Below are 25152 nucleotides of genomic sequence, written 5' to 3' on the forward strand. Positions count from 1 at the left end.
AATGAGCCCAGACATTTTTAGTTATTTCTAACTAAAAATCTTTAGGTGAATTCCATCTGACTTAAAAATCAAATAGAAATCAACAGATGAAATTCAAAATAAAATCAGAGTTTAAACCAACTGGTGATCAACCACAAGCCATCCAACAATTAGTAGATGGTTTAGATAGTAGCGAGAAATATCAAACTTTACTTGGTGTTACTGGTTCTGGTAAAACCTTTACGGTAGCTAATGTGATACAAGAAGTGCAAAAACCTACTCTAGTTTTAGCACACAACAAAACTTTAGCGGCTCAGTTATATTCTGAATTTAAGCAGTTTTTTCCTGATAATGCTGTTGAATATTTTGTCTCTTACTATGATTATTATCAACCAGAAGCATACATACCAACATCTGGTGTTTACATAGAAAAAGACTTATCGATTAATGAAGAAATCGAAAAAATGCGACTAAGCACAACTTCATCTTTACTGTCTGGTAGACGTGATGTTTTAGTTGTTGCATCTGTATCGTGTTTGTATGGTATTGGTAACCCAATCGAATTTCAAAAAAACGTCATCACCTTAGAGGTTGACCAAGAAATTTCACGCACAAAATTACTTCATATGTTAGTGCAAAGCTTGTACTCTCGTACTGAAGCTGATTTTAGACATGGTAATTTCAGAATTAAAGGAGATACCGTAGACATTTTTCCAAGTTATGCAGATGATGCTTTTAGAATTCACTTTTTTGGTGACGAAATTGAAGATATCGAACAGTTTGACATTCAAACTAATGAAGTCATAGAGCATTACGATCGATTAAACATTTATCCTGCCAATATGTTTGTGACATCTCCAGATGTACTGCAAGGCGCAATAAGACAAATTCAGGATGATTTAGTTAAGCAACACGATTATTTTAAAGATATTGGTAAACACCTTGAAGCAAAAAGACTAAAAGAACGTACCGAATTTGATCTTGAAATGATTAGAGAATTAGGGTATTGTTCGGGTATAGAAAATTACTCTAGATACTTAGATGGTCGCGAGCCTGGTACGCGTCCATTCTGTTTATTAGATTATTTTCCTGATGATTATTTAATGGTAGTAGACGAGAGTCATGTGACCATTTCTCAAGTCCACGCTATGTATGGCGGCGATAGAAGTCGTAAGGAAAATTTAGTAGAATATGGTTTTAGATTACCTGCTGCAATGGATAACAGACCGTTAAAATTTGAAGAGTTTGAAGCATTACAAAATCAAGTGATTTATGTATCTGCAACGCCAGCAGATTACGAACTTGAAAAAACAGATGGTGTTTACGTAGAACAAGTAATTAGACCAACAGGTTTATTAGATCCGATTATCGAGGTAAGACCAAGCTTAAATCAAATTGATGATTTAATCGAAGAAATCCAGCAACGTGTAGAAAAAGACGAGCGTACTTTAGTCACCACATTAACCAAACGAATGGCTGAAGAATTAACCAAATACCTTAGCCGAATTCAAATACGTGTGCGCTACATACATAGTGATGTAGATACTTTAGAACGTGTTGAAATAATGCAAGACTTACGTAAAGGTTTGTTTGATGTATTAGTTGGTGTAAACTTGCTTCGTGAAGGTTTAGACTTACCAGAAGTATCTTTAGTTGCTATTTTAGATGCCGATAAAGAAGGGTTTTTAAGATCGAATAGATCGTTAACTCAAACTGTTGGTCGTGCTGCGCGTAACCTTAACGGAAAAGCAATAATGTATGCAGATAAAATCACCAATAGCATGCAGCAAACTATTGATGAAACTGAGTACAGACGCCAAAAACAAATTTCTTACAATACTGAAAATAATATCACACCTAAAGCATTAAATAAAAGTTTAGACAGTGTTTTAGCTAAAAACTCCGTAAGTACTTATAGTTATGAATTAGAAGCTGCTAAAGCTGCAGAACCAGAAAGCGAGTATTTAAGCAAACCAGAATTAGAAAAGAAAATAAGAGAAAAACGTAAAACTATGGAACAAGCTGCAAAAGCTTTAGACTTTATTGTTGCTGCCCAATTACGTGATGAGATAAAAGTATATCAAGAAAAACTAGAAGCAATAAAAGGTTAGTTATATTGTGTTCTAAAAATATCTATTAAAACTGCTGCAGGTACCATACGGTCAGGAAAACCATCCATTAGATAAAGCACGCGCATTATAGAATCATGATTTAATCCCATTTTAAGTCCGTAGTTAAATAGTTTAGCTTCTTCTGCTGGACTTTTATTACTATCTAAGTGCGCAAGCAAAACTAATCTGTGGAACTGAACAATACGTTCGCTATGAGATTTTAAAGAAATACCATTAATTGGATGAGAAATTAAATAATCAAAATCTTCTCTTGAAATATCCAATTGTTTAGAAACACCAAGCAGAAAATTATACTCTATTGGTTTTAGAGCGTTGTCTTCTCTTGCAAAAGCAATCATTTCTGACAAAAGACTTAATTTTTCAACTCGGTTTGACATAGCTAATTTTTATTTTATAAAATTACTTAAAATGAATTTTTTATAGTCGTTAAAAATGTGCCACTTGTCGAAAAATGAGTAGTTTTACAACGTATTTAAACGTATTTTGTCTTTTCTATAAGAAAGAAAAACCATTTTAGCGTTTGATTTTCAATGATTTAAACATGACAAACAACGATATTTTTAAAAAATTAAGAGTTGCGCATAAGCTTCGTGACACAGATATTATTAAAATTTTGGCTTTAGTAGATTTTAGAGTTACAAAATCTGAATTAAGTGCATTTTTTAGACGCGAAGATCATCCTAATTATGTAGAATGTGGCGATCAAATTTTACGTAATTTTTTAAACGGTCTTATTATTCACTTACGTGGTCCAATGCCAAAAAAAGGAGAACAACCAAAAGGCAAACCTTCCGCGAAAGCTAAGCCTAAAAAGTTTGATAACAAGAAGAACTTTATCAAGCCTAAACCAAAAAAAGACTAAAAATCAAGTCATTATTTTATATTAAAATGACCATTTGATAGATAATTTATTAATTAAAGTAGAACTTTAATTATAATTATTCAAAAAGGTTTCGACTAATTTCATATCCAAAAATTCATCACTATCTTGCAGGTTAGTAAAGATTGATTATGTTCGAAACAACTCCTAAAACTATTGTAAAGCCAAATATTTCAGAAGAAGAAATAAAAGCGCTAAACAAAAAATACAAAACTCTATCGGTTACCCAAAGAATAGCAGAACTTTATAAAGACTTTAAGCAAGAAGATGTTATGTTAACTAGCTCTTTTGCTGCGACTTCTGCATTTTTATTAAAATTAGTTTCTGATGTCAATAAAACTCAAAAAGTTTACTTTATTGATACAGGTTATCATTTTGAAGATACATTAAAATATAAAGAAGCCTTAACCGAAAAATATGGTTTAAATGTAGCTTCTATTAGTGCTTTAAAAGAAGAACACGAGTTTACTACAAAGGACGAAACTTGGCGAAAAAACCCTGATTTTTGTTGTTCTATTAACAAGGTTAAGCCTTTAGATATTATTAAAAATCAATATAAAGTTTGGGTTTCTGGTTTAATGAAATGGCAAAGTGACCACAGAGCTACTTTGGATATTTTTGAACTAAGAGGTAATATTTTAAAGTTTTATCCGCTTTTAGATGTTACTAAAGAAGAACGTGATGCTTATATTGAAGAGCATCAACTTCCTTTTCATCCTCTAGTTGCTAAGGGTTATCACTCCATAGGATGCAAACATTGTACTGTTCCTGGAGAAGATAGATCAGGACGATGGAACAACAACCCAAAAACAGAATGTGGTTTACATTTATAAAATAAAAAAAGAGCAACTAAATAAGTTGCTCTTTTTAATTTATATCTATTTAAAGTATTAAGCTAATACTTCTTGTACTTTATCTGCTGCTTCTTGAAACTCTGTAGCACTTAAAACGTCTAATCCTGAGTTGTCAATTAATTCTTTTGCGATATCTGCATTAGTACCTTGTAATCTTACAATAATTGGTACTTGTATTGCATCTCCCATATTCTTGTAAGCATCTACAACACCTTGTGCTACACGGTCACAACGTACAATACCTCCAAAAATATTAATTAAAATAGCTTTTACGTTTGGATCTTTTAAAATAATTCTAAAAGCAGCTTCTACACGAGCAGCATCTGCAGTACCACCAACATCTAAGAAGTTAGCTGGCTCACCACCTGCTTGCTTAATTAAATCCATTGTCGCCATTGCTAAACCAGCACCATTAACCATACATCCTACGTTTCCGTCAAGATCTACATAGTTTAATCCTAATTCTCCAGCTTCAACTTCAATTGGGCTTTCTTCACGTAAGTCACGTAATTCTGCTAAATCTTTATGTCTATATAATGCGTTAGCGTCTAAAGTTACTTTAGCATCTACTGCCATAATTTTATCATCACTTGTTTTTAATACTGGATTAATTTCAAATAATGAAGCATCAGACTTATCATAAGCTGTATATAATGCTGTAACAAATTTTGTCATTTCTTTAAAAGCAGTACCGCTTAAACCTAAGTTAAAAGCTACACGACGTGCTTGGAATGGTAAAATTCCTGTTGAAGGATCTATTTCTTCAGTAAAGATTAAATGAGGAGTTTTTTCTGCTACTTCTTCAATATCCATTCCTCCTTCTGTAGAGTACATAATCATGTTACGACCATTACCTCTATTTAAAAGTACAGACATATAAAACTCGTTTGGTTCAGAATCTCCTGGATAGTAAACATCTTCTGCTACTAATACTTGGTGAACACGCTTACCTTCGGCAGAAGTTTGAGGCGTTACAAGGTCCATTCCGATAATTTGACCTGCTATTTCTTTAACTTCGTCTAGGTTTTTAGCAAGTTTAACTCCGCCACCTTTACCACGTCCACCAGCGTGAACCTGAGCTTTAATAACGTGCCAACCTGTACCAGTCTCTTCTGTTAATTGTTTAGCTTTTGCAACTGCTTCGTCTGCTGTTTGGGCTACTAATCCACGTTGGATGCGTACACCAAAACTGCTTAATAATTCTTTTCCTTGATATTCGTGTAAATTCATCTTGTTTAGAGTAAAATTTTAGTTCAACAAAAATAATTAATCACATTTACTTACCCTAATATTTAATAATGAAAAAAGTAATTTCTTTTAATCTAAAATTCAACACTTGTTAAATAATTAACAAATTGTATCAAATTTGTAATAAAATAAAGTATTCCTTTTTATATTCTTCTAAAAAAATACCTTTGAAAAAAAATTGATGTATGGAAAATAGTCAACTTCTTCAAATTGCAAAGGACTTTGGTAGTCCTGTTTACGTTTATGATGCTGAAAAAATTAGCAGTCAATATAACAGATTAACTTCGGCATTTAGTAAAGTAAAAAACTTAAAAATTAACTATGCTGTTAAGGCTTTATCTAATATTTCAGTTTTAAAATTAATGCATAAGTTAGGCTCTGGTATTGACACTGTTTCTATACAAGAAGTGCAGCTTGGGCTAAAAGCTGGTTTTAAACCAGAACAAATTATTTTCACACCGAATGGTGTGTCTTTAGAAGAAATTGAAACTGCAGCAAAACTTGGTGTGCAAATTAACATTGACAACCTTTCTATATTAGAACAGTTTGGCACAAAACATCCAAAAACACCAGTTTGCATAAGAATAAATCCACATGTTATGGCTGGTGGAAACACCAATATTTCTGTTGGTCATATTGACAGTAAGTTTGGAATTTCTATACATCAAATTCCACACATACTCCGTATAGTAGAAAACACTAAAATGAACATTGATGGTATACACATGCATACCGGTAGTGATATTTTAGATATTGATGTGTTTTTATATGCTAGTGAAATTTTATTTGATACCGCTAAACACTTTAAAAATCTTGAATTTATCGATTTTGGTTCTGGCTTTAAAGTTCCATACAAAGAAGGAGATATTGAGACCAATATTGAAGAATTAGGCGAAAAACTATCTAAAAGATTTAATGAGTTTTGTAAAAACTATGGTAAACAACTTACTTTAGCTTTTGAACCTGGTAAATTTTTAGTAAGTCAAGCTGGTCAATTTTTAGTAAAAGTTAACGCTGTAAAACAAACAACATCAACCGTTTTTGCACAGGTAGATAGTGGTTTTAACCATTTAATAAGACCCATGTTATATGGTGCACAACATGAAATTAGAAATATTTCTAACCTTGGTGGACGCGAACGTTTTTATAGCGTTGTTGGCTATATATGCGAGACTGACACCTTTGCAAACAACCGAAGAATTACAGAAATTAATGAAGATGATATTTTAGCTTTTAGTAATGCTGGTGCATATTGCTACAGTATGTCAAGTAATTACAACTCCAGATACAGACCTGCAGAAGTTTTAGTTTACAACGGAGAAGCACACCTTATTAGAAAACGTGAAACTTTTGATGACATCTTAAATAATCAAGTGGAAATTAAAATTGAATAGGTAATCATTTTTATTTTAAAATTTCAAAATAAATAACTATTTTAGTAGAACCCTTAAAAATTAACCTACTGAACAATAGCTATTTAAATTGAAAAACCGTTTAATTCATCCAGAATCCAACAATTTACACAAAGATATATTCTCATTTATCCAACAGGCAGCAACCATTGGTACATGGGAATATAATCTAGAAGAAAACATCCTTATTTGGAGTGAAGTTACCAAACAAATACATGAAGTGGATGATGACTTTATTCCTAAATTAGAAAATGCAATAGAGTTTTATACAGAAGAAGACAGCAGGAAGAGAATTACTAATGCTGTTAATGACGCTATTATTGACAATGAAAATTATGACCTTGAGTTAGAAATAACCACTAAAAAAGGTAACAAAAAATGGGTAAGAGCTATAGGTTATCCTTTATTTATAGAAGACAAATGTGTAAAAGTCTATGGGTTATTTCAAGATATAACACCATCTAAAAGTCTGGAAGTAAATATAAAGTCTCTTTTAAAAATTACTACAAACCAAAATAAGCGATTATTAAATTTTGCTCATATAGTATCTCACAACTTAAGATCTCACTCAGGTAATTTTAGTCTGCTTTTAAGTTTAATGCAAGACGAGCATCCTGAAGTAGCCAAAAATGACTATTTCCCGATGTTACTAAAAGCATCAGATAAGTTAAACGAAACCATTCATAATTTAAATGAAGTCGCGCAAACCGATATTCATTTAAAAGAAAACTTTGTCGAGATTAATGTTTTTGAAGAAGTAAATAATGCGATAAGTAGTCTTTCAGGAAAAATAAAAGCTTCAAATACAAAAATCACGAATAAAATTGATAAAAGTGTCAATATAAAAGTAATTCCTGCTTATTTTGAAAGTATCTTTTTTAACCTAATTTCAAATTCAATTAAATATAAAAAAGAGCATAAAGATCCTGAAATATCAATTACATCTGCGGTTAAAGATGATTTTCTAGTTATAAAATTTAAAGATAAAGGTAGAGGTATCGATCTTAAATTAAATAAAAACAAGATTTTTGGAATGTATAAAACATTTCATAACCACAAAGACTCTAGAGGCTTAGGATTGTTTTTAACAAAAAATCAAATTGAAGCTATGCAAGGTAAAATTCATGTAAAAAGTAAAGTAGACCTTGGGACCACTTTTTCTATATATTTTAAGCTATGAAAAAAATAAAACTAACTTACCTGATAGATGATGATGAAATCTATATTTTCACCACAAAAAAACTAATCAATAAAATTGATTTTTGCGAAGAAGTTGCTGTTTTTCAAAACGGAAAAGAAGCTATAGAGGCTATAAAATTTACATTAAGAAATAAGAATGAATTACCAGACGTTATTCTTTTAGATTTAAACATGCCAATTATGGATGGTTGGCAATTTTTAGACGAATTTATTAGAATTAAAAGCGAAAAACAAATCAAGATTTACATAGTTAGCTCTTCTGTTGACCCAAGTGATATAGAGCGTGCCAACACCTATAATATGGTTAGCAATTATATTATCAAACCTATCTCTAGAGAAAAATTACACGAAATAACCGAAGAAGTTTTTGCTTAATTATCCATTATTTTGATAAAATACTAAACCATTTTTATCAACATCATAAAAAGCAAACTCTTTTGTTCCCCAATCTGTGTTTCTAACTTTAGTGTCTTTATTAAAAACGTTTTTAAAGTTATATTCTTGAAATAGAATTTCTACATTTTCGGTAACAATTCTTAACATTGGTCGGTCTACATCAATATCCCATTCTTTTGCATCGTGCCATTGTAAATGAATTTCGATATCATCACATCTAATTCCTGCGTAAGTTGGTTGTTTACTATCATTAGCAAATGCAATAGTAAAACCCAATTTATTAACATAAAACTTTAATGATTCTAAAACATTTTTAACCGGTAAAACAGGATGAATTTGATGAAGTTTGGCTTGCATTATTTTATTTTTTTATTTTTTGACCTGTACCTATTAGAAAATATAATACAGACCCAAAAACATTTAAAAATAAGACAACTAAAACCCATATTAATTTATCATTTGACCCTTTAAAATTACTTCTAAGAACATCAATTAAAGCAATTATTGGTAGAAGTAAACCAAATAATATTATTAATATTTGCCAAGGTCCTATCATTCCTAATGTTATCATTCTTCTATATTTTAATCTTTAAACTCTTTAACTTCTGGTATGTTGTCTATTCCATATTTATCAAACAGGTAAATAAGACTAGTCATGGTTGCTGCACCTAACTCTAACTCACGTTTATTAACTGCATCAAACGTATCGTTGGCTGCGTGGTGATGATCAAAATAACGCTGAGAATCTGGTCTTAATCCTGCTAAAACATTACTCGTAGTTTTTAATGGTCCTACGTCTGCTCCACTTCCTCCTTTTTCAAAATAGTGAATTAAATAAGGCTTAAATAATGGTTTCCAGCTTAATACTTTTTCAAAATTTGCATCACTGCAATCAAAACTAAATCCACGAGGTGTAAATCCGCCAGCATCACTTTCTAAAGCAAAAACATGTGTTTCGTTATTTGCTTTTGCTTCTTCTGCGTATTTTTTTCCGCCACGTAATCCGTTTTCTTCATTCATAAACAACACAACTCTAATACTGTGTTTTGGTTTAATACCGCTTTCTTTTAATAATCTTAAAACATCCATAGATTGTACTACTCCTGCGCCGTCATCATGTGATCCGTCTCCTAAATCCCAAGAATCTAAATGTCCACCAACAATCATATATTGACTAGGAAATTCTGTTCCTGTAATTTCTCCAATAACATTGTAAGATAAAACATCTTCAAATTGCTGACAGTTTTGCTTAAAATAAAACTTTAGATTACTGTCTTTTTTTAAGGCTTCCGAAAGTTTATCGGCATCATTTGTACTAATTGCTGCAGATGGAATGTGTTGATTATTTGGTAAATCTCCGTAAGACATACTTCCGGTATGTGGTAAATCGTCTTGACGTAAATTCATAGATCGTACAATTACTCCGACTGCTCCGTATTTTATAGCTTCCATTGCACCAGCATAACGTTGGTTTACACAACCTCCATAAGCCATAAAGGTTTGTATTAAATCGGCTTGCATCGGTCTGTTGTAAAAAACTATTTTTCCTTTTATTTTTTCTTCTCCAAGTGCTGCTAACTCTTCAAAATTATGGACTTCAATAACATTAGCTGTTAATCCATTTTTTGGCGTTGCTATAGATCCTCCAAGTGCACAAATATTAACATTAGTAGTTGTTGAATTAGTAATAAAATGCGCCACTTCTTTTTCTCCTCTAACCCATTTTGGTACCATTACTGGTTGTAGCCAAACTTTATCTAAACCTAGTTTTTCTAATTCAGATTTTGTGTATTGTACTGCTTTTTCTGCATTTTCTGAACCTGATAACCTACCGCCTATTTTATTTGATAAGTGGTCTAACCATTGATAACTTTTACCATTGGTTAAAGATTGTGTATAAATGGTTTTTAATACATCTTGATCTGTTTGCGCATTGACTTTTGTAAATAGTAGTAGTGCTAAGATTATTGTAAGCTGTTTCATGATTGTTGCGTTAGCGATTGAACGGTTTGTTTGAGCGCCTCGTAGAGCGCGAGTAGTGAAAGCGCGACCCTTGTGGTAACGCCCAAAAAAGACTACTCGTTATTTAATTGTTCTCTGTAAAGATGCAGATTAGCTTTGGTTTTTTCGTCTAATTCTGGCTCTTCTATGTCTGTGTATTCTTTTAATGTGTCGTACAAAATAGAGGCTACGATTAATCGCGCAGTTGGCTTATCATCTGCCGGAATGTTGTACCAAGGTGCTTTATTTGTGCTGGTGCGGTTTATGGCATCTTCGTAACAAGTCATATAATTATCCCAAAGTTTGCGCTCTTTTAAGTCGCCAGCAGAAAATTTCCAGTTTTTACGCTTTAGGTCTAGACGTCTTATTAATCTATTTTTTTGCTCTTCTTTTGATAGATTTAAAAAGAATTTAAAAATGATGGTTCCGTTTTCGGCTAAGTGATTTTCGAAATTTTTAATTTGCTCAAAGCGTTGATGCCAAAAGGCGTCATCTACATCTTCTACACTATTTACAAACGGTAACTTTTCATTTAAAATATATTCTGGATGTACGCGTGTTACTAAGACATTTTCATAATGTGTACGATTGTGAACACCAAATTTACCACGAGCTGGCAAATGCAAATAATGACGCCAAAGGTAGTCGTGTTTTAACTCTAAATCGGTTGGTACTTTAAAGCTCATGACCTCTACACCACGCGCATTAAAATCTTTAAAAACTTCACGTATTAAACTATCTTTACCTGCTGTATCCATACCTTGTAAGCAAACTAAAACCGAGTACTTTCTGTGTGCGTACATGGTATCTTGAAGTTCGCCTAATTGGCGTCTTACTTTTTTTAATGCTTTTTCGGTTTCCTTTTTATCTGCGTCTAAATCTACTTTGCTTGGTAAATCGGTTATTTGAACTTTTTGTGTGATTTTATGATTGGCTATATCTATAGATTTCATCTTAAATTTAAGTTTGGATAATAAATATACAGAAGATTTTGTAGTTTGCAATTAAAAACCGTCAATGATACAACGCTTTTTTTGTTTTGTAGTTTTAGCCTTAATTACTCAACTAGGTGTAAGTCAAACTAAGGACAGCATATTTTTTAGTAAAGAAAATATTAATAAGCCTAACCTACTCTCTACACATAGTTTTGGTGTGTTTTTTATGAGATTGCAAGGTCATTTTGAAATGAATGCTCCCAAAAAAACATCTTTTAATATTAGTGTTGAAAGTGGAAATGTTTGGAGTCCGCCTTTAAAAATATACATTCCAAAAAACGAAGCAGATCGTGAAATAATTAGAGAATACGATTGGGATTTTGCTCATACTGCTTTTGATGAAAACACCATAGAAAAAGACTCTTTTAACATCTCTAATGACGGTGTAATTAAAGGTTTTAAAGCTAACTTAAACTTTAGATTAGCTAGAAAACATGAGTTACAAATTGGATTTAGAACTTATCTTCTAACAAAAGGAAAAACACCTTTTTCAATACTTACGGGTGATAAGTTTATTGAGAACTTTCATAAAGATATTGCTGGTGGTGATGACCCATTTGACAGAAAAGTATTTGGATTAAACCAAGCCAATATCAATTATACTGACAGAAACGGTAATAATATGAATATTAATGCTGGAGATTTTTTTGCAACTGGCATAGAAACTAGTTACTATTACTATCCTGATAGCTTTAAATCTAAAAACAAAACGCTTGCTTTTAATGTTGGCGCACATTTGGGCACAAACCTTTCTAAATACAATCAATCTATTGATTTTGGACTATCTACAAACGGAGTAAAAACCTTTAAGATTAACGATAAAAGCTTAATAAATATAGGGTTAAACTTAGGTTTCTTAAGAAAAGGACTGATAGATTTTAATAGCTCTAACCTTGAATTTGGCACCAATAATTTTATAGCTAATCTAGAAAACGCAGTTGAATACAGTTTTAAAACTAGCAAAAACTTTGTGCATTCTTTTGGTGCAAACTTTTACCTTCAAACTAGTCTTAATAAAAAAGATGAATTTGAATACATTATACCCATACGCCATCCAGACGCTTTTAAATCTTGGGGACAAGGTGCATTAAACCTCTATAAAAACAATAATTACTGGAGTTTTATTTATTCATTCTCAAGAAAAACAACAACATACATTTACTTGCAACAAGATTTAACTTTAAATAATAATCCTGACCTACAAACTGGTGTTGGATATAAGTTTAATATCTGATTCATTTTGTTAATTTGGAAAGTAAAAACTTACAATTTTTTACGTTTTATCGATAAGTCACTCATTTTTAACGATTAAAAGTGATTTTTTTATATTTTGGTGTACCTACTTATTAAAACCCAAACCTATGAAAAAACTTTACTTTACTTTTTTATTTACGTTATGTATTGCCTTTGGCTTTTCTAAAAACAACACCGACGACATTATTACCGAACTAGGAAAAGTGAGACATCATGTAGATGCAGGTGAAGCTTCCTTTAATCTAGAAGATTTAAAATATCATTCTAAAAAAGCTTTACTAGCTATCAAAACCGTAAAAGTAACTTTAGACATTGAAAAATGTAAAAAAACCTTTGAGGTCTCTGTAAAAATTTCTGATTTATTAGATTCTGCCTTAATTTCTGAAGAGTTAGTTGAAGGTCAGCGTTATTTAAATACTTCAAAGTCTTTAATCACTAAAGCTTTTTATGAGTTTGAAATTTGTTCTAGTATAGATCATGCAGATCTAGCTTTAAATAATTTAGAGCAACAACAAACCCAACTAAAACAACAACAGTTAGAGTTAGAACGTCAAGCTGCACAAATTAAAAAACAGCTTGAAGAACAAAAACAAAAAGAGATTAACCTAAAAAAAGAAGCTTATATAAACAGTAATGAAAAGGCATTACAAAAAACTATCAATGCTTATAATGAAACTTTAAAAGCTTGTGGTTGTAATCAATCTATTACTAGTATAAACACAAATAATTTAGCTTCTAACAATAATTCTATTGAACAAATCAAAGCCTTTTATATTGAAAAAATGCTAAGTATTAGTCAGGTTTATCAATCTAAATTAAGCGCTTGTAAAAATTAGTCTCAAAAAAAATCCTCAATAATTATTGAGGATTTTTTATTATTTACTAGCAAATAACTTTACATCTTTTTCGCTAACTTCTTTTTCTCCTAAAATAAGTAAGCGCTCTACGACATTTCGTAATTCGCGTATGTTTCCTGTCCAATCGTATTCTTGAAGTAATTTTATAGCCTTATCAGAAAATGTTTTTTGAGCTGTACCTTGTTCCTCAGAAATTTTTTCTGAAAAGTGATTAATAAGCAGAGGAATATCTTCTCTTCTATCATTTAAAGCAGGAACTTTAACTAAAATTACTGCTAATCTGTGGTATAAATCCTCACGAAATTTACCGTCTTCAATTTCTTGTTTTAAATTTTTATTGGTCGCAGCAATAACACGCACATCTACTTTTATATCCTTATCACTACCAACACGCTGAATACGACTTTCTTGCAAAGCACGTAAAACTTTGGCTTGCGCAGAAAGAGACATATCACCAATTTCATCTAAAAAAATAGTTCCGCCATTAGCCGCTTCAAATTTTCCTGCGCGGTCTTTTGCAGCACTTGTAAAAGCACCTTTTACATGTCCAAATAATTCACTTTCTATTAATTCTGAAGGAATTGCAGCACAATTAACCTCAATCATTGGACCTTTACTACGTTCGCTTTTTTCGTGCAACCAGTGTGCAACAAGCTCTTTACCCGTTCCGTTTGGACCTGTAATTAAAACTCGCGCATCTGTTGGCGCCACTTTATCTATCATATCTTTGATTTGAGAAATAGCATCGCTTTCTCCAATCATTTCGTACTTTTTGCTGACTTTCTTTTTAAGAATTTTATTCTCTACAACTAGTTCTTTTCGGTCTAACGCATTACGAACAGTATTTAATAATCGATTTAAATCTGGTGGTTTAGAAATATAATCAAACGCTCCTAAACGCATTGTATTTACTGCTGTATCTAAATCGCCATGACCAGAAATCATTACCATTGGTATTTCTGGTTTTATCTTTTTTACAGCTTCTAACACTTCAACACCATCCATTTTTGGCATTTTGATGTCACAAAGAATTAAATCGTAATCGTCTTTTTTTATTTTTTCTATACCGGCTAATCCGTCTTCGGCTTCTTCAACTTGATACTTGCTGTTTTCTTCAGAAAGAATTTTAACTAAAACTCTTCTAATTGCAGCTTCATCTTCTATTACTAATATTTTTGACATTATATTTTAAATTTTAATCCGGTTCTTAAATAAAATGTATTGGTTTTATCTAGCGTATAAACATCGTTACGGTCTTTGTCTCTTAAAACGTTATTCATCATAAAAGTGCAACCTGCGTAAGTGTATAAAACTAAATGATCTGTAAAATTATAATCGTATCCTAGACCAAGTACAGCTACTGATAATGAGATGTTATCTACTTGTTTACCTAAAACACTAGTTGGTCTTTGTAAGTGTGCAAAATAACCATCTAAACCTACAAAAGCTTCTAAGGAATGCTTATCGTTAAAATAATAAGTAGCATTAGATTTTGGCACACCTAAACTTAAAGACCAATTTTCGTTTACTTGTCTAAAATAATTTACAAATGGTAATGGAAAAGGCATACCTGCTGTAGTGTTATAGGTTAACCCTAAAATTAAACGATATGGTCTTTTAATATCTGCATCACGCCTATCTTTTATAGCGTAAACACCTCCGTTTAAAAACAAATCTTCTGAAGTTATTTTTTGGGTTAGTGTAGAAGCTATTCTTGGTGTTATTTTTGCTCCTACGCGCCAGTGTTCATTCCACATAAACGTATAACCTATATTAAAATCTATGACGTTTAATGTGCTTAAAGGTTCGGTATCAAACGGATAATTATCTTCAAGATTTAAGATAATTCTGTTATACTCGCCACCAAAAATTAAATATGAATCTTCTTTAGTTTTAACAGGAAAGTTTAGTAACGCTCTAAGACGCGTGTATTGATCTTCAGATTTTCCTTTAGGAATAAAAGAATACTCTAACCGTGCTAAATCTGTTAATTGTGCTGATGCCGAAAAACAAAAGCTAAATAGCAATAAGGTTAATAATATTTTAGTTTGGGTTTTCTTCATGTGAATCTTTTATAATATGAACATCTCTTTGAGGGAAAGGAATACTTATATTGTTATCTTTAAATAATTTATTGATTTTAAATCTAATTTCGCTTTGCGGAATTGCCGCCATAAAACTATCATTTAACGTGAAAATAAGTTTAAAATTAAGAGAACTGTCTGCAAAATCTGTAAATAAAACTAATGGCGCAGGATGTTTTAAAACTTTTGGATGTTCTTTTGCTGCTTGAAATAACAGCTTTTTTACCAACTCTACATCGCTACCATAAGACACACCAACAGAGACACTTTCTCTAGTTGATGTTCCGTTTTGGGTCCAGTTATATAAACTGTTGGTTAGATATAAATGGTTAGGTATAATTAATACTTTATTATCTATAGTTACAGCTCTTGTGGTACGTAATTTGATTTCTTCTACTCGTCCAACTTTACCATCAATTTCAATAATATCACCAACGTGAGCTGATTGATCTATCAAAATAAAAACACCAGAAATTATATCCTGAAAAAAGGTTTGTAAAGCTAAACCAATACCTATTAAAAGTGCTGCCGAAGCTGCAAAAACAGCAGTAACATTTACGCCTATTGCATTTAAAGTAATTAATAAAATTATGACATAAATAAGCCATCTAAAATAACCGTAAACTACAGAAAATTTACCTTTATCATTTTCTGGTAAACGACGTGTTAACACTCTAAAAAGAATTCTTAACACAATTGTCGTAATAAAAATGACAAAACTGATAACCAGTAAATCTTTTATAGATACCGAGATTTCTTCAGTAAAATCTACATGTAGACTTAAAAATTCATTAAGTTTTTCCCATATAGAACTTTCTACAATAGCATCTTCTAGCTTTTCTATTTTTTCTTCTACTTTACCTTGCATTAGTATTTAATCCATTTAATAAGTTCTTTATAACTAGGTTTTTTACCGTACATTAAAATTCCTACTCTATATATTTTTGCTGCAAACCAAACGGTTAACAAAAAGGTGCCAATTAACAATACTAAAGATACAATTTGTTGCCATAATGGAACACCAAAAGGAATACGCATTAGCATTACTACTGGTGACGTAAATGGTATAAATGAAAATACGGTACTTACTGTTCCATGCGGATCTTCAATTACCGTAAACATTCCAACATAAACCGCTAAAATTAATGGCATTAAAATAGGCAACATAAATTGCTGTGTATCTGTCTCGTTATCTACTGCTGCACCAATTGCTGCGTATAAAGAACTGTATAGTAAATAGCCACTAATAAAAAACAGTAAAAAGGCAATAATCAAGTTAGCTAAAGGTAAGTTGAAAAATGCCGAAAAAATAATTTGTGCTTTTTCTGCCGCATCTGGATCTGTCATTGCTTGCTGCATCATTTGTTGCTGTGGCGACTGAATTTGCGATACATCTATCCCGAATATAGCGGTAACAACAACCAATAAAACACCACCTAAAATTAACCAGATTACAAACTGTGTAATTCCTGCTAAAGATGTACCAATAATCTTACCTAACATTAACTGTATTGGTTTTACAGATGAAATGATAACCTCTATAATTCGGCTAGTTTTTTCTTCAATAACACTGCGCATAATCATGTTACCATAAATAATAATAAACATGAAAAGCAAATATCCTGCTGCACCACCAAAAGCTAATTTTACAACACTATCAAATTTTGAAGTTTTCTCTCCCGAGAAATTTTCTTGTGCAATATCAATATTGATTTTTGAATCATCAATGAGTTTAGTGTCTATATTTTTTTCTGCTAAATTTTTGTGCGTTAACTCGGTTTCAATAAGCTTTTCTAAATCTGAAATTAATGAAATTGAAGGCGTTTCTTCAGAGTAAAACTCGACACTATTTTTAGCTTCAGATAAACTATTCATCTTTTTAATATGAAGTAAACCGTAATTATCTGCTTCTTTTACTATTTGCTTTGCATTTTCAAGAGTTTTACCAGTTATAACATTGTATTTTACGCTTTCTGAATCTGTGAAAACTCCGCTTAAATAACCTGATTCATCTAATACAGAAATATGTCTTTGTGAGTCATTATTTAACTGCGATAAATACGCTACGACAGCAATAAGTGCTATAAAAATTAGCGGACTTAAAATGGTCATAATTAAAAACGCTTTGTTTTTAACTTTGGTTAAATATTCTCTTTTTATAATAAGTGGAAGATGATTCATAATTAATTATTCTTAACCGTTTGAATAAAAATATCGTTTGCACTTGGGATTATTTCTACAAAATGAGATACTTGTCCCTTGGTGGTTAAATAGTTTAGTAAATCGTTAGCCGTTTCGTTTTCTGAAAGTTTAATATTTAATTTTAAATCATTTCCTAATGTTTTAAAACTTGCTGGCGTTATACTAAATTTTTGTGCTAATTCTTGTTCTAAATTGTCTTGTTTTGGATTGATACCAATTTCAAAAGTATTGGTTTTGTATTGACGTTTTACATCCATTAAATTACCATCTAAAATCTTATTAGATTTGTTTAACAATGCTATGTGATCACATAATTCTTCAACAGACTCCATACGATGTGTCGAAAAAATTACTGTAGCACCTTCGTCTCTTAATCTTAAAATTTCGTCTTTAATTAGGTTAGCATTTATAGGGTCAAATCCTGAAAATGGTTCATCAAAAATCAATAGTTTAGGCTCGTGCAATACAGTAACCACAAATTGGATTTTTTGCGCCATACCTTTAGATAACTCTTGTATTTTTTTGTTCCACCAGTCACCTATTTCTAATCTTTCAAACCACATTTTAAGACGCTTTTTGGCTTCAGATTTATCCATGCCTTTTAACTGCGCAAGATATAATGCTTGCTCGCCAACTTTCATAGATTTATACAAACCGCGTTCTTCTGGTAAGTAACCAATATCTTTAATATGATGATTTTTTAAAGTTTCGTCATCCAAAAAAACTTGACCTGTATCTGGCATGGTTATTTGGTTAACAATTCTGATTAATGTGGTCTTTCCTGCTCCGTTTGGACCAAGTAATCCAAAAATACTTCCTTTAGGAACAGCTATAGAAACATTGTTTAATGCGGTAAAATCTCCGAATTTTTTAGAAACCGATTGGACTTCTAATAAGTTACTCATATTGTTGTTTAAATTGATTAGTTAGTGTTTAACACTATAACCGTAAAGATAGAAAATGTTAAAAAAGTAGCACTGCTGATTAATGTATTTTTAACTTAATAACGCTAGATATACAGTAGCAAATGCTTTAAAAAACAAAACCCACCCTTTAAAAAGATAAAGGATGGGAAAAAATTGCTATGAAAAAGAAAAATTACCGTTGGTTTAAACCAACGATAAATCAAATATACTATTTTTTATTAAAACAGTTATATTTTGATATAAATAGTTAAACAAAAAGTCTGCTTTTAGCAGACTTTTATGTTTTGTTTATGTGATATTTAAGAAAACATATCTTTTACTTTCTCGAAAAAAGACTTATCACCTGTATCCGGTTTTGGAGTAAAATGTTCATCTTCTCTCATGCTTTCAAAAAATTCTTTTTGAGATTTACTTAAAGTTTTTGGTGTCCAAACATTTACGTGTACTAATAAGTCTCCTTTTCCGTATCCGTTTATACTTGGAATACCTTTTCCGCGTAAGCGTAAAATTTTACCAGATTGTACACCTGCTTCAATTTTAATTCTCACTTTTCCGGTTACGGTATCAATTTCTTTTGAAGTTCCTAAAATAGCATCTGGTAGGCTTACGTATAAATCATAATGAAGATTATCGCCTTCTCGCTGTAATTTTTCGTGTGGCAATTCTTCTATTGCAACTAACAAATCTCCTGAAATACCATTACCTGGTACTTCATTACCTTTTCCTGACACTTTTAGTTGCATACCATCTACAACACCTGCAGGAATGTTTACTGGTATCGTTTCCTCTTTTACGATTAACCCTTGTGCATCTGCATCTTTAGGTTTTTTATCTATAGTTTGTCCTGCGCCGCCACAAGTATTACAAGGGGCAGACGTTTGCATACGTCCTAAAATGGTATTGGTAACACGTGTAACTTGACCTGAACCGTTACATGTAGAACATGTTTTATACGTTGTGCCTGGTGCTTGTACTTTACGCTTTACTTTTATCTTTTTCTCTACACCATTAGCGATTTCTTCTAAGGTAAGTTTCAATCTAACACGAAGGTTGCTTCCTTTAACACGACGTTGTCCGCCACCAAAACCTCCGCCAAAGCCAGAGAATCCGCCACCGCCAAAAGCGCCGCCAAAAATATCTCCAAATTGGCTAAAGATGTCGTCCATATTCATGCCGCCACCGCCAAAACCACCAGCGCCTTCAAAAGCTTGATGACCAAATTGGTCGTAACGTGCTTTTTTATTCTCGTCGCTTAATACTTCATAAGCTTCTGCTGCTTCTTTAAATTTAGCTTCAGCTTCTTCGTTATCTGGGTTTTTATCTGGATGGTATTTTATTGCCTGCTTACGGTAAGCCTTTTTAATCTCGGCTTGTGATGCAGATTTATCAATACCTAATATTTCGTAATAATCTCTTTTTGCCATATTTAATTTTGCTTTTAGCTATTTGCTGTTAGCGCTTTGTAATTTTTATTGACCAATAACAACTTTAGGAAAACGTATTACTGTTTCTCCTAGCTTGTAACCTTTTTCAATGATATCAACAATTTTTCCTTTTAAATCATCAGAAGGTGCTGGTATTTGTGTTACCGCTTCATGATGGTCTGGATCAAATTTATCACCTTTTTCAACTTCAATTTTTGCTAAACCTTTTTGTTGAAGCGTTTGCTGTAATTTATTATAAATTAACAAGACACCTTTGCGTAATTCTTCTGCCTCTTTGTCTTCTTCAATATGTAATAATGCACGTTCAAAATCATCTAAAACAGGCAACATTGCAACCATTACGTCTTTACTTGCTGTTTGAAATAATTCGATACGCTCTCTTGAGGTACGTTTTTTATAGTTTTCAAACTCAGCAAATAGACGTAAATATTTGTCTTTTTCTTGTTGTACTTGCTCTTTTAATTGATCTTCTACAGAAACTTCTTCCGTTTTTTCTTCTGTTGCTGTAGCTGTTTCTGCTTGTTCTGAAGCATTTTTTGCTTCGTCTTCTATATGCTTTTCTTCTTTATTCTTTTTGCTCATTACTGTACTTACTTTAAAATACTTTTATAAGATGGCAAAAGTACTGCCATTAATAATAAAATGTCAAAATGTCACAAAAAATTTTTAACAATTATTTAATTATCTTCCATGGAAAGTTTTTTATATTTGCCTATCGAATTAAAAAACAAAACAAGATAAACCATGAAAAAATTAGTATTTAATTTATTTACAGTAGCTGCTTTAGGTTTAGCAGTTGTAAGTTGTAAAAATGAAAAGAAAGCTGAAACTACTGAAGCTCAAGAGGTAAAAGAAGTTGTTGCTTCAGCAAGATACAAAGCTGTTCCAGAAAGCTCTTTAATTCTATGGAGAGCTAATAAAATTGTTGGTGGACACGAGGGAACTATTAATGTTTCTGAAGGTTATGCTAATTTAGAAGGAGACCAACTAGTTGGTGGTACTTTTACTTTTGATATCAATACAATTAACCCAACAGATATTCCTGCAGATGATGAAAATCATGCAAAATTAACAGGTCACTTAAAAAATGCTGACTTTTTTGATGTTGAAAAACATGATACTGCAACATTTGAAATTACTAAAGTAGAAGGAAATAACATTAGCGGTAACTTAACAATGAAAGGTATTAAAAAGAATGTAACTTTCCCAGCTAACATTTCTGTTAATGGTGATGAGTTAAACATTACTAGTGATAAATTTACAATTGATAGAACTGAATGGGGAATTGAGTACAATTCTGGAAAAGTAATGGATGCTGCTAAATTAGGTGACTACTTAATTAAAGACGACGTAGAATTACAAGTTAAGGTGAAAGCCAATAAAGCATAGTTTTTAGTTGAAACTATTTTATAAGTGAAATTGCCACAACGAAAGTTGTGGCTTTTTTTATTTCAACTCTGCTTCAAGAGCATTTTTAAGATTATAATATTTAAAATCGAAACCTGTATCTTCTACTTTTTTAGAACTTACACGTTGACTTTCAAATAATAAAATATGCATTTCGCCAAGTACTAATTTTAAAACAAATCTTGGTACGTTAGGAAGAAAAAATGGCATATTTAATGTTTTTGCTATCTGCTTACTTAATGTTTGGTTGGTTTCTGGGTTTGGTGCTACAGCGTTATAAACACCTGTAAGTTCCTCTTCTAAAACATGTAAAAACAATCTTGCTAAATCAGTTATATGTATCCAAGATTGCCATTGTTTACCAGAACCTAAAGCTGCACCTAAACCAAACTTAAAAGGTTTAGCCATTTGTGGTAAAGCGCCACCTTTTTTTGATAACACCAGCCCTATTCTTACTTTAGTAACCTCAACACCTATCTCTTTAAAAGCATCTACTGCATGTTCCCATTTTTCTACAACTTGCCCTAAAAATGAATGACTAATAGTAGTTTCATCTTCAGTATAATAATTAGTTAAAGAATCTGGATATACACCAATAGCACTTGCTGATATAATTTGTTTGATATGATGTGGATTATTCTGTAACGTATTAAATAGTAATTGTGTAGATTGGGTACGACTTAAAATAATTTCCTTTTTATATGTGTCTGTCCAACGTTTAGAAATTGTTGCTCCAACTAGATTTATAATGACATCTACGTCTTTAATACAATCTGTATCGATTTCATTTTTTGAAGGATTCCACAAAAAACCTTTATAATTTTCGTCTTTGGTTAGTTTTGATGAGCTAGTGGTTAGGTAATTTACTGCAATGTTTTTATCGTGACAAAGTTTAACAATTTCAGTTCCAATTAATCCAGTAGCTCCTGTTATTAGTACACGCATCTTCATTTCAATTTTATGTAAAAATAACCAATAATTAGCAGCTAAAAAGAGGCTTTAAGTTGGATTTAACAGTAAATAAAATATTATTTTACTGCTCTAAGCATGTGTCTTTTACTTGGCGGACCAGGACAACGCTGTACGGTAAAACCTACACTTTGCATGGCTCGTCTTGCTGCTCCTTGCGCGCAATAAGTAACTAAAACACCTTGATTTTTTAAAGATTTATAAAGAATTTCAAAAATTGGAGCCGTCCATAATTCTGGTTGCGCACCAGGACCAAAAGCATCATAAAAAATAAGGTCATAGTCATTTTCATCTTTTAAATTGAAAATATCTTGTTGACGCTTTTCTAAAGTGAAATTTTCTGAAATTTTTACTGGCTTTTCCCATTCTACATCATGCATTTTGTTAAAAGTAGATTGCAAATCTTTTCTTTTAAATGCTGTTGGAAAATTTAATTGCGAAACAGTTTCTAAAGAAATTGGGTACTGTTCTACTCCAACATAATCTATATTTAATGATAATTCTTCTGAAGAAATTAATGCATTAAACGCATTTAATCCGCTACCAAAACCTACTTCTAAAATACGACATCTATTATCTTGTAAGTTAGGTTGCTGAAACTTTAATCCTGAATCAATAAAGACATGATTAGACTCTTGAATAGCTCCAAAAACCGAGTGATAATGTGCATTAAATTTAGGATGAACTAATGTATTTGATCCGTCTTCTGTAACTTCAATTTTCGGATTTAAAGCCATGATAATTATTTAATTATCAGCTTTTTTATACGTGGTATTGGACCTGTACATTCGGTAGTGTGACACGATATACAAACACCAACTGCGGTATTAAATCGTGTTTCTATTGGCACTTCAGAGTTTGGGTTAAAAACTTCCTTTTCTGCCATTATATATAAATTAGAGAAGCTTTTAAACGTTTCATTTCGGCTTTTAAAATCTGATAATTGCGCGGTATGAATGTTTAAAAACTTCTCAGGAAATTCTGTTGGTATTTTACCATCTATAATGTCTTGTTTAAGCTGCTGGTTATAAGCGTACATTTCGTTCATTAAATTTGCCATTTCAGAAGGCGTGTACATATCGTAAACTTTTTCAGCTTTTTCGGCTGTTTCGGTTTGCTCTTTTTTATCGTTACAAGCAAAAAAAACTAAGACTATTAAAAGGTAAAATAACTGTTTCATCTTTTATTTTTCTACTAATAAAACACCATCTGCAACTAACGCATAAGTGCGCTTTGGTTCTGTGATAGCTTCTATTTCTTCTTTTGTCTTACCTGCGTCTTCTGCATAATGACGTAACTCTTCAACTGGCATTTCTTTAACAAACGCTTGACCGTTTACAATTACCTCTTCTCCAGAAATATTTTTTGGCATAAAAAACCCATAATCTTTAAAAGTTACACGTACTTCGTTACCATCGCCTAAATCTGCTGTCATCCAACATCCTTTAGCTTGGCAAACTTCGTTTACTTTTAATTTTACTTTTGTGTTAATGCTGTCTCCAGCTTTTAAATCTTTGTAATGAGTTAACATTGAATTAGCAGCAATAGCATCGTCTGCCATAATTTCTTTACCAAAAGATTTGTAGTTTACTTCAACAGTTTCTGTTTTTGCTTCAGTAGTTTGTTCTTCAGTTTTCGCTTCATTTTTACAAGCTAAAAACGAAACAGCTACTGCCATCATTAAAACGTATTTTTTCATGTTTGTTGTTTTTGTTATTTAATTCTCAAAGATAGTATTTTAGGTCGAAATTACGGTTTTTAAAGCTTAATTCTGTATTTTTGCAGCCTAAAACCAAGCCGATTTATGAACACGATAAGTAAAAACGATATAAAAGTATTTAGAACCGAAAATTCTAAATTAGACCAAACCGATTTTGAAAACTTAGCTTTTGGACAGGTGTTTTCTGACCATATGCTAACTTGTGACTTTAAAGATGGTATCTGGCAAAAGCCAATTATTGAGCCTTACGGACCAATATCTTTAATGCCTTCTGCAAAGATTTTTCATTACGGACAGTCAATTTTTGAAGGTATGAAAGCCTACAAAGATAAAGACGGTAAGGTGTTTTTATTTAGACCTATGGAAAACGTAAAACGTTTAAATAAATCTGCAAAACGTCTTGCAATTCCTGAGTTGCCAGAAGACTTTTTTATGGAAGGTTTAAAGGCGCTTTTAGAAGTTGAAAAAGATTGGATACCAGAAAAAGAAGGTAGTTCTTTATATATTAGACCTTTTGTTTTTGCAACTGGTGAAGGTTTTCATGCTTCACCTGCCAACCAATATAAATTTATTATTGCCTTAGCACCTTCAGGAGCTTATTTTGCAGGAAAAGTAAAGGTTTTAATTGAAGAAAAATACTCGCGTTCTGCAAATGGTGGTGTTGGCTATGCTAAAGCTGGTGGTAATTACGCAGGACAATTTTACCCAACTCAATTAGCAAAAGATAAAGGTTACCAACAAGTAATCTGGACAGACGACACATCTCATGAATATATTGAAGAAGCTGGTGCAATGAATGTTTTTGTGAGAATAAAAGACACTTTGTTAACGTCTCCAACTAGTGACCGTATTTTGGATGGTGTGACTAGAAAAAGTGTTTTAAAAATTGCTGAAGATGAAGGTATTAAAACAGAAGTTAGAAAAGTAAAAGTTAGCGAAATTGTAGAAGCTGCTAAAAATGGAGACCTAAAAGAAATGTTTGGAGCTGGAACAGCAGCTGTAATTTCTCCTATTTCTGGATTTGGATTTAGAGATGAAGATTTTGATTTACCAGAATTAGAAAACTCTTATGCTATGCGTATTAAAAAACGTATTGTAGATATACAAACTAACAAAGCTGAAGATCCTTTTGGATGGAGAGTTCAGGTTTAAGTGCTAAGTAAGTAACATATATTATAAAAAAAGCAACCA

27 protein-coding genes are annotated in these 25152 nt (G+C 31.7%); 10 read left to right on the forward strand and 17 right to left on the reverse strand.

All coding sequences use genetic code 11. The features are described 5' to 3' along the window. The first annotated feature begins 86 nt into the window (after positions 1–86). Positions 87–2090, forward strand: coding sequence for an excinuclease ABC subunit UvrB (uvrB, locus tag WA327_RS02555; RefSeq protein ID WP_336066103.1), 2004 nt, complete (start codon positions 87–89; stop codon positions 2088–2090). Here the strand turns inward: uvrB and WA327_RS02560 are convergent. Further along, positions 2087–2488 (reverse strand): TerB family tellurite resistance protein, encoded by a 402-nt coding sequence (locus WA327_RS02560; RefSeq protein ID WP_336066105.1) that lies wholly within the window; start codon positions 2486–2488, stop codon positions 2087–2089. The genes uvrB and WA327_RS02560 overlap by 4 nt on opposite strands. Positions 2489–2652: 164 nt before the next feature. Between WA327_RS02560 and WA327_RS02565 the strand changes: the two genes are divergently transcribed. Together WA327_RS02565 and WA327_RS02570 are read left to right on the forward strand one after the other, a co-directional pair. Then, positions 2653–2973, forward strand: coding sequence for a DUF1456 family protein (locus WA327_RS02565; protein ID WP_336066108.1), 321 nt, complete (start codon positions 2653–2655; stop codon positions 2971–2973). Between the two features lie 149 nt (positions 2974–3122). After that, complete coding sequence (locus WA327_RS02570) at positions 3123–3824, forward strand: phosphoadenylyl-sulfate reductase (RefSeq protein ID WP_336066110.1); 702 nt, start codon at positions 3123–3125, stop codon at positions 3822–3824. A gap of 57 nt (positions 3825–3881) precedes the next feature. Here WA327_RS02570 and sucC read toward each other — a convergent pair whose 3' ends face one another. Next, positions 3882–5075 carry an ADP-forming succinate--CoA ligase subunit beta gene (sucC, locus tag WA327_RS02575; protein ID WP_336066111.1) on the reverse strand — a complete coding sequence of 398 codons (1194 nt, stop codon included), beginning with the start codon at positions 5073–5075 and terminating at the stop codon, positions 3882–3884. Positions 5076–5278: 203 nt separating this feature from the next. Between sucC and lysA the strand changes: the two genes are divergently transcribed. The 3 genes from lysA (at position 5279) to WA327_RS02590 (ending at position 8080) form a co-directional block, all read left to right on the forward strand. Next, the gene (gene lysA, locus WA327_RS02580; RefSeq protein ID WP_336066113.1) at positions 5279–6487 is read left to right on the forward strand and encodes a diaminopimelate decarboxylase; all 1209 of its coding nucleotides are present in this window, start codon (positions 5279–5281) and stop codon (positions 6485–6487) included. Positions 6488–6575: 88 nt separating this feature from the next. Then, positions 6576–7685 carry a PAS domain-containing sensor histidine kinase gene (locus WA327_RS02585; protein ID WP_336066115.1) on the forward strand — a complete coding sequence of 370 codons (1110 nt, stop codon included), beginning with the start codon at positions 6576–6578 and terminating at the stop codon, positions 7683–7685. Further along, positions 7682–8080 (forward strand): response regulator, encoded by a 399-nt coding sequence (locus WA327_RS02590; RefSeq protein WP_336066117.1) that lies wholly within the window; start codon positions 7682–7684, stop codon positions 8078–8080. Before WA327_RS02585 ends, WA327_RS02590 begins: the two co-directional genes overlap by 4 nt. On the opposite strand, the gene WA327_RS02595 is transcribed toward WA327_RS02590, so the two are convergent. The 4 genes from WA327_RS02595 to WA327_RS02610 form a co-directional block, all read right to left on the reverse strand. Then, on the reverse strand, positions 8081–8458 hold the full coding sequence (locus WA327_RS02595) for a VOC family protein (RefSeq protein WP_336066118.1): 378 nt from the start codon (positions 8456–8458) through the stop codon (positions 8081–8083). A 4-nt stretch (positions 8459–8462) separates the two neighbouring features. After that, positions 8463–8672 (reverse strand): PLD nuclease N-terminal domain-containing protein, encoded by a 210-nt coding sequence (locus tag WA327_RS02600; RefSeq protein WP_336066120.1) that lies wholly within the window; start codon positions 8670–8672, stop codon positions 8463–8465. Between the two features lie 11 nt (positions 8673–8683). Beyond that, entirely contained in the window at positions 8684–10084 is a 1401-nt protein-coding gene (locus tag WA327_RS02605) for a M20/M25/M40 family metallo-hydrolase (protein ID WP_336066122.1), read from the reverse strand. Positions 10085–10176: 92 nt separating this feature from the next. Then, a complete protein-coding gene (locus tag WA327_RS02610; RefSeq protein WP_336066124.1) occupies positions 10177–11055 on the reverse strand; it encodes a PPK2 family polyphosphate kinase in 879 nt (292 codons plus the stop codon). 64 nt (positions 11056–11119) lie between these two features. On the opposite strand from WA327_RS02610, the gene WA327_RS02615 reads away from it, so the two are divergent. Together WA327_RS02615 and WA327_RS02620 are read left to right on the forward strand one after the other, a co-directional pair. Continuing rightward, entirely contained in the window at positions 11120–12331 is a 1212-nt protein-coding gene (locus WA327_RS02615; protein WP_336066127.1) for a hypothetical protein, read from the forward strand. Positions 12332–12458: 127 nt separating this feature from the next. Then, a complete protein-coding gene (locus WA327_RS02620) occupies positions 12459–13187 on the forward strand; it encodes a hypothetical protein (RefSeq protein ID WP_336066129.1) in 729 nt (242 codons plus the stop codon). A 39-nt stretch (positions 13188–13226) separates the two neighbouring features. Here the strand turns inward: WA327_RS02620 and WA327_RS02625 are convergent, their stop codons facing one another. The 7 genes from WA327_RS02625 to WA327_RS02655 all read right to left on the reverse strand — a co-directional run bounded on the left by WA327_RS02625 (position 13227) and on the right by WA327_RS02655 (position 20447). Next, positions 13227–14390, reverse strand: a complete 1164-nt coding sequence (locus WA327_RS02625) for a sigma-54 dependent transcriptional regulator (RefSeq protein ID WP_336066131.1) — start codon at positions 14388–14390, stop codon at positions 13227–13229. After that, the gene (locus WA327_RS02630; RefSeq protein WP_336066133.1) at positions 14390–15271 is read right to left on the reverse strand and encodes a DUF6268 family outer membrane beta-barrel protein; all 882 of its coding nucleotides are present in this window, start codon (positions 15269–15271) and stop codon (positions 14390–14392) included. The genes WA327_RS02625 and WA327_RS02630 overlap by 1 nt, the downstream gene beginning before the upstream one ends. Continuing rightward, on the reverse strand, positions 15252–16160 hold the full coding sequence (locus WA327_RS02635; protein ID WP_336066136.1) for a mechanosensitive ion channel domain-containing protein: 909 nt from the start codon (positions 16158–16160) through the stop codon (positions 15252–15254). Before WA327_RS02635 ends, WA327_RS02630 begins: the two co-directional genes overlap by 20 nt. Then, complete coding sequence (locus WA327_RS02640; protein WP_336066139.1) at positions 16160–17473, reverse strand: ABC transporter permease; 1314 nt, start codon at positions 17471–17473, stop codon at positions 16160–16162. The genes WA327_RS02635 and WA327_RS02640 overlap by 1 nt, the downstream gene beginning before the upstream one ends. 2 nt (positions 17474–17475) lie before the next feature. Then, the gene (locus WA327_RS02645; RefSeq protein ID WP_336066142.1) at positions 17476–18399 is read right to left on the reverse strand and encodes an ATP-binding cassette domain-containing protein; all 924 of its coding nucleotides are present in this window, start codon (positions 18397–18399) and stop codon (positions 17476–17478) included. Positions 18400–18719: 320 nt separating this feature from the next. Then, positions 18720–19844: a molecular chaperone DnaJ gene (gene dnaJ / locus WA327_RS02650; RefSeq protein WP_336066145.1), complete on the reverse strand. Its 1125-nt coding sequence runs from the start codon at positions 19842–19844 to the stop codon at positions 18720–18722. A gap of 45 nt (positions 19845–19889) precedes the next feature. After that, on the reverse strand, positions 19890–20447 hold the full coding sequence (locus WA327_RS02655) for a nucleotide exchange factor GrpE (protein ID WP_336066147.1): 558 nt from the start codon (positions 20445–20447) through the stop codon (positions 19890–19892). Between the two features lie 162 nt (positions 20448–20609). On the opposite strand from WA327_RS02655, the gene WA327_RS02660 reads away from it, so the two are divergent. Then, positions 20610–21254, forward strand: coding sequence for a YceI family protein (locus WA327_RS02660; RefSeq protein ID WP_336066149.1), 645 nt, complete (start codon positions 20610–20612; stop codon positions 21252–21254). Positions 21255–21311: 57 nt separating this feature from the next. On the opposite strand, the gene WA327_RS02665 is transcribed toward WA327_RS02660, so the two are convergent. From WA327_RS02665 to WA327_RS02680, 4 genes are all read right to left on the reverse strand, one after another. After that, complete coding sequence (locus tag WA327_RS02665) at positions 21312–22217, reverse strand: TIGR01777 family oxidoreductase (RefSeq protein WP_336066151.1); 906 nt, start codon at positions 22215–22217, stop codon at positions 21312–21314. 83 nt (positions 22218–22300) lie between these two features. After that, positions 22301–22978, reverse strand: coding sequence for a tRNA (5-methylaminomethyl-2-thiouridine)(34)-methyltransferase MnmD (gene mnmD / locus WA327_RS02670; protein WP_336066152.1), 678 nt, complete (start codon positions 22976–22978; stop codon positions 22301–22303). Between the two features lie 5 nt (positions 22979–22983). Beyond that, entirely contained in the window at positions 22984–23421 is a 438-nt protein-coding gene (locus WA327_RS02675) for a hypothetical protein (RefSeq protein WP_336066153.1), read from the reverse strand. A 3-nt stretch (positions 23422–23424) separates the two neighbouring features. Further along, positions 23425–23940 (reverse strand): DUF4920 domain-containing protein, encoded by a 516-nt coding sequence (locus WA327_RS02680; RefSeq protein ID WP_336066155.1) that lies wholly within the window; start codon positions 23938–23940, stop codon positions 23425–23427. A gap of 105 nt (positions 23941–24045) precedes the next feature. On the opposite strand from WA327_RS02680, the gene WA327_RS02685 reads away from it, so the two are divergent. Then, positions 24046–25113, forward strand: coding sequence for a branched-chain amino acid aminotransferase (locus WA327_RS02685; RefSeq protein WP_336066157.1), 1068 nt, complete (start codon positions 24046–24048; stop codon positions 25111–25113). Positions 25114–25152 lie beyond the last annotated feature (39 nt).

Origin of the sequence: Mesoflavibacter sp. CH_XMU1404-2, assembly GCF_037029465.1 — a bacterium.
Classification (GTDB): domain Bacteria; phylum Bacteroidota; class Bacteroidia; order Flavobacteriales; family Flavobacteriaceae; genus Mesoflavibacter.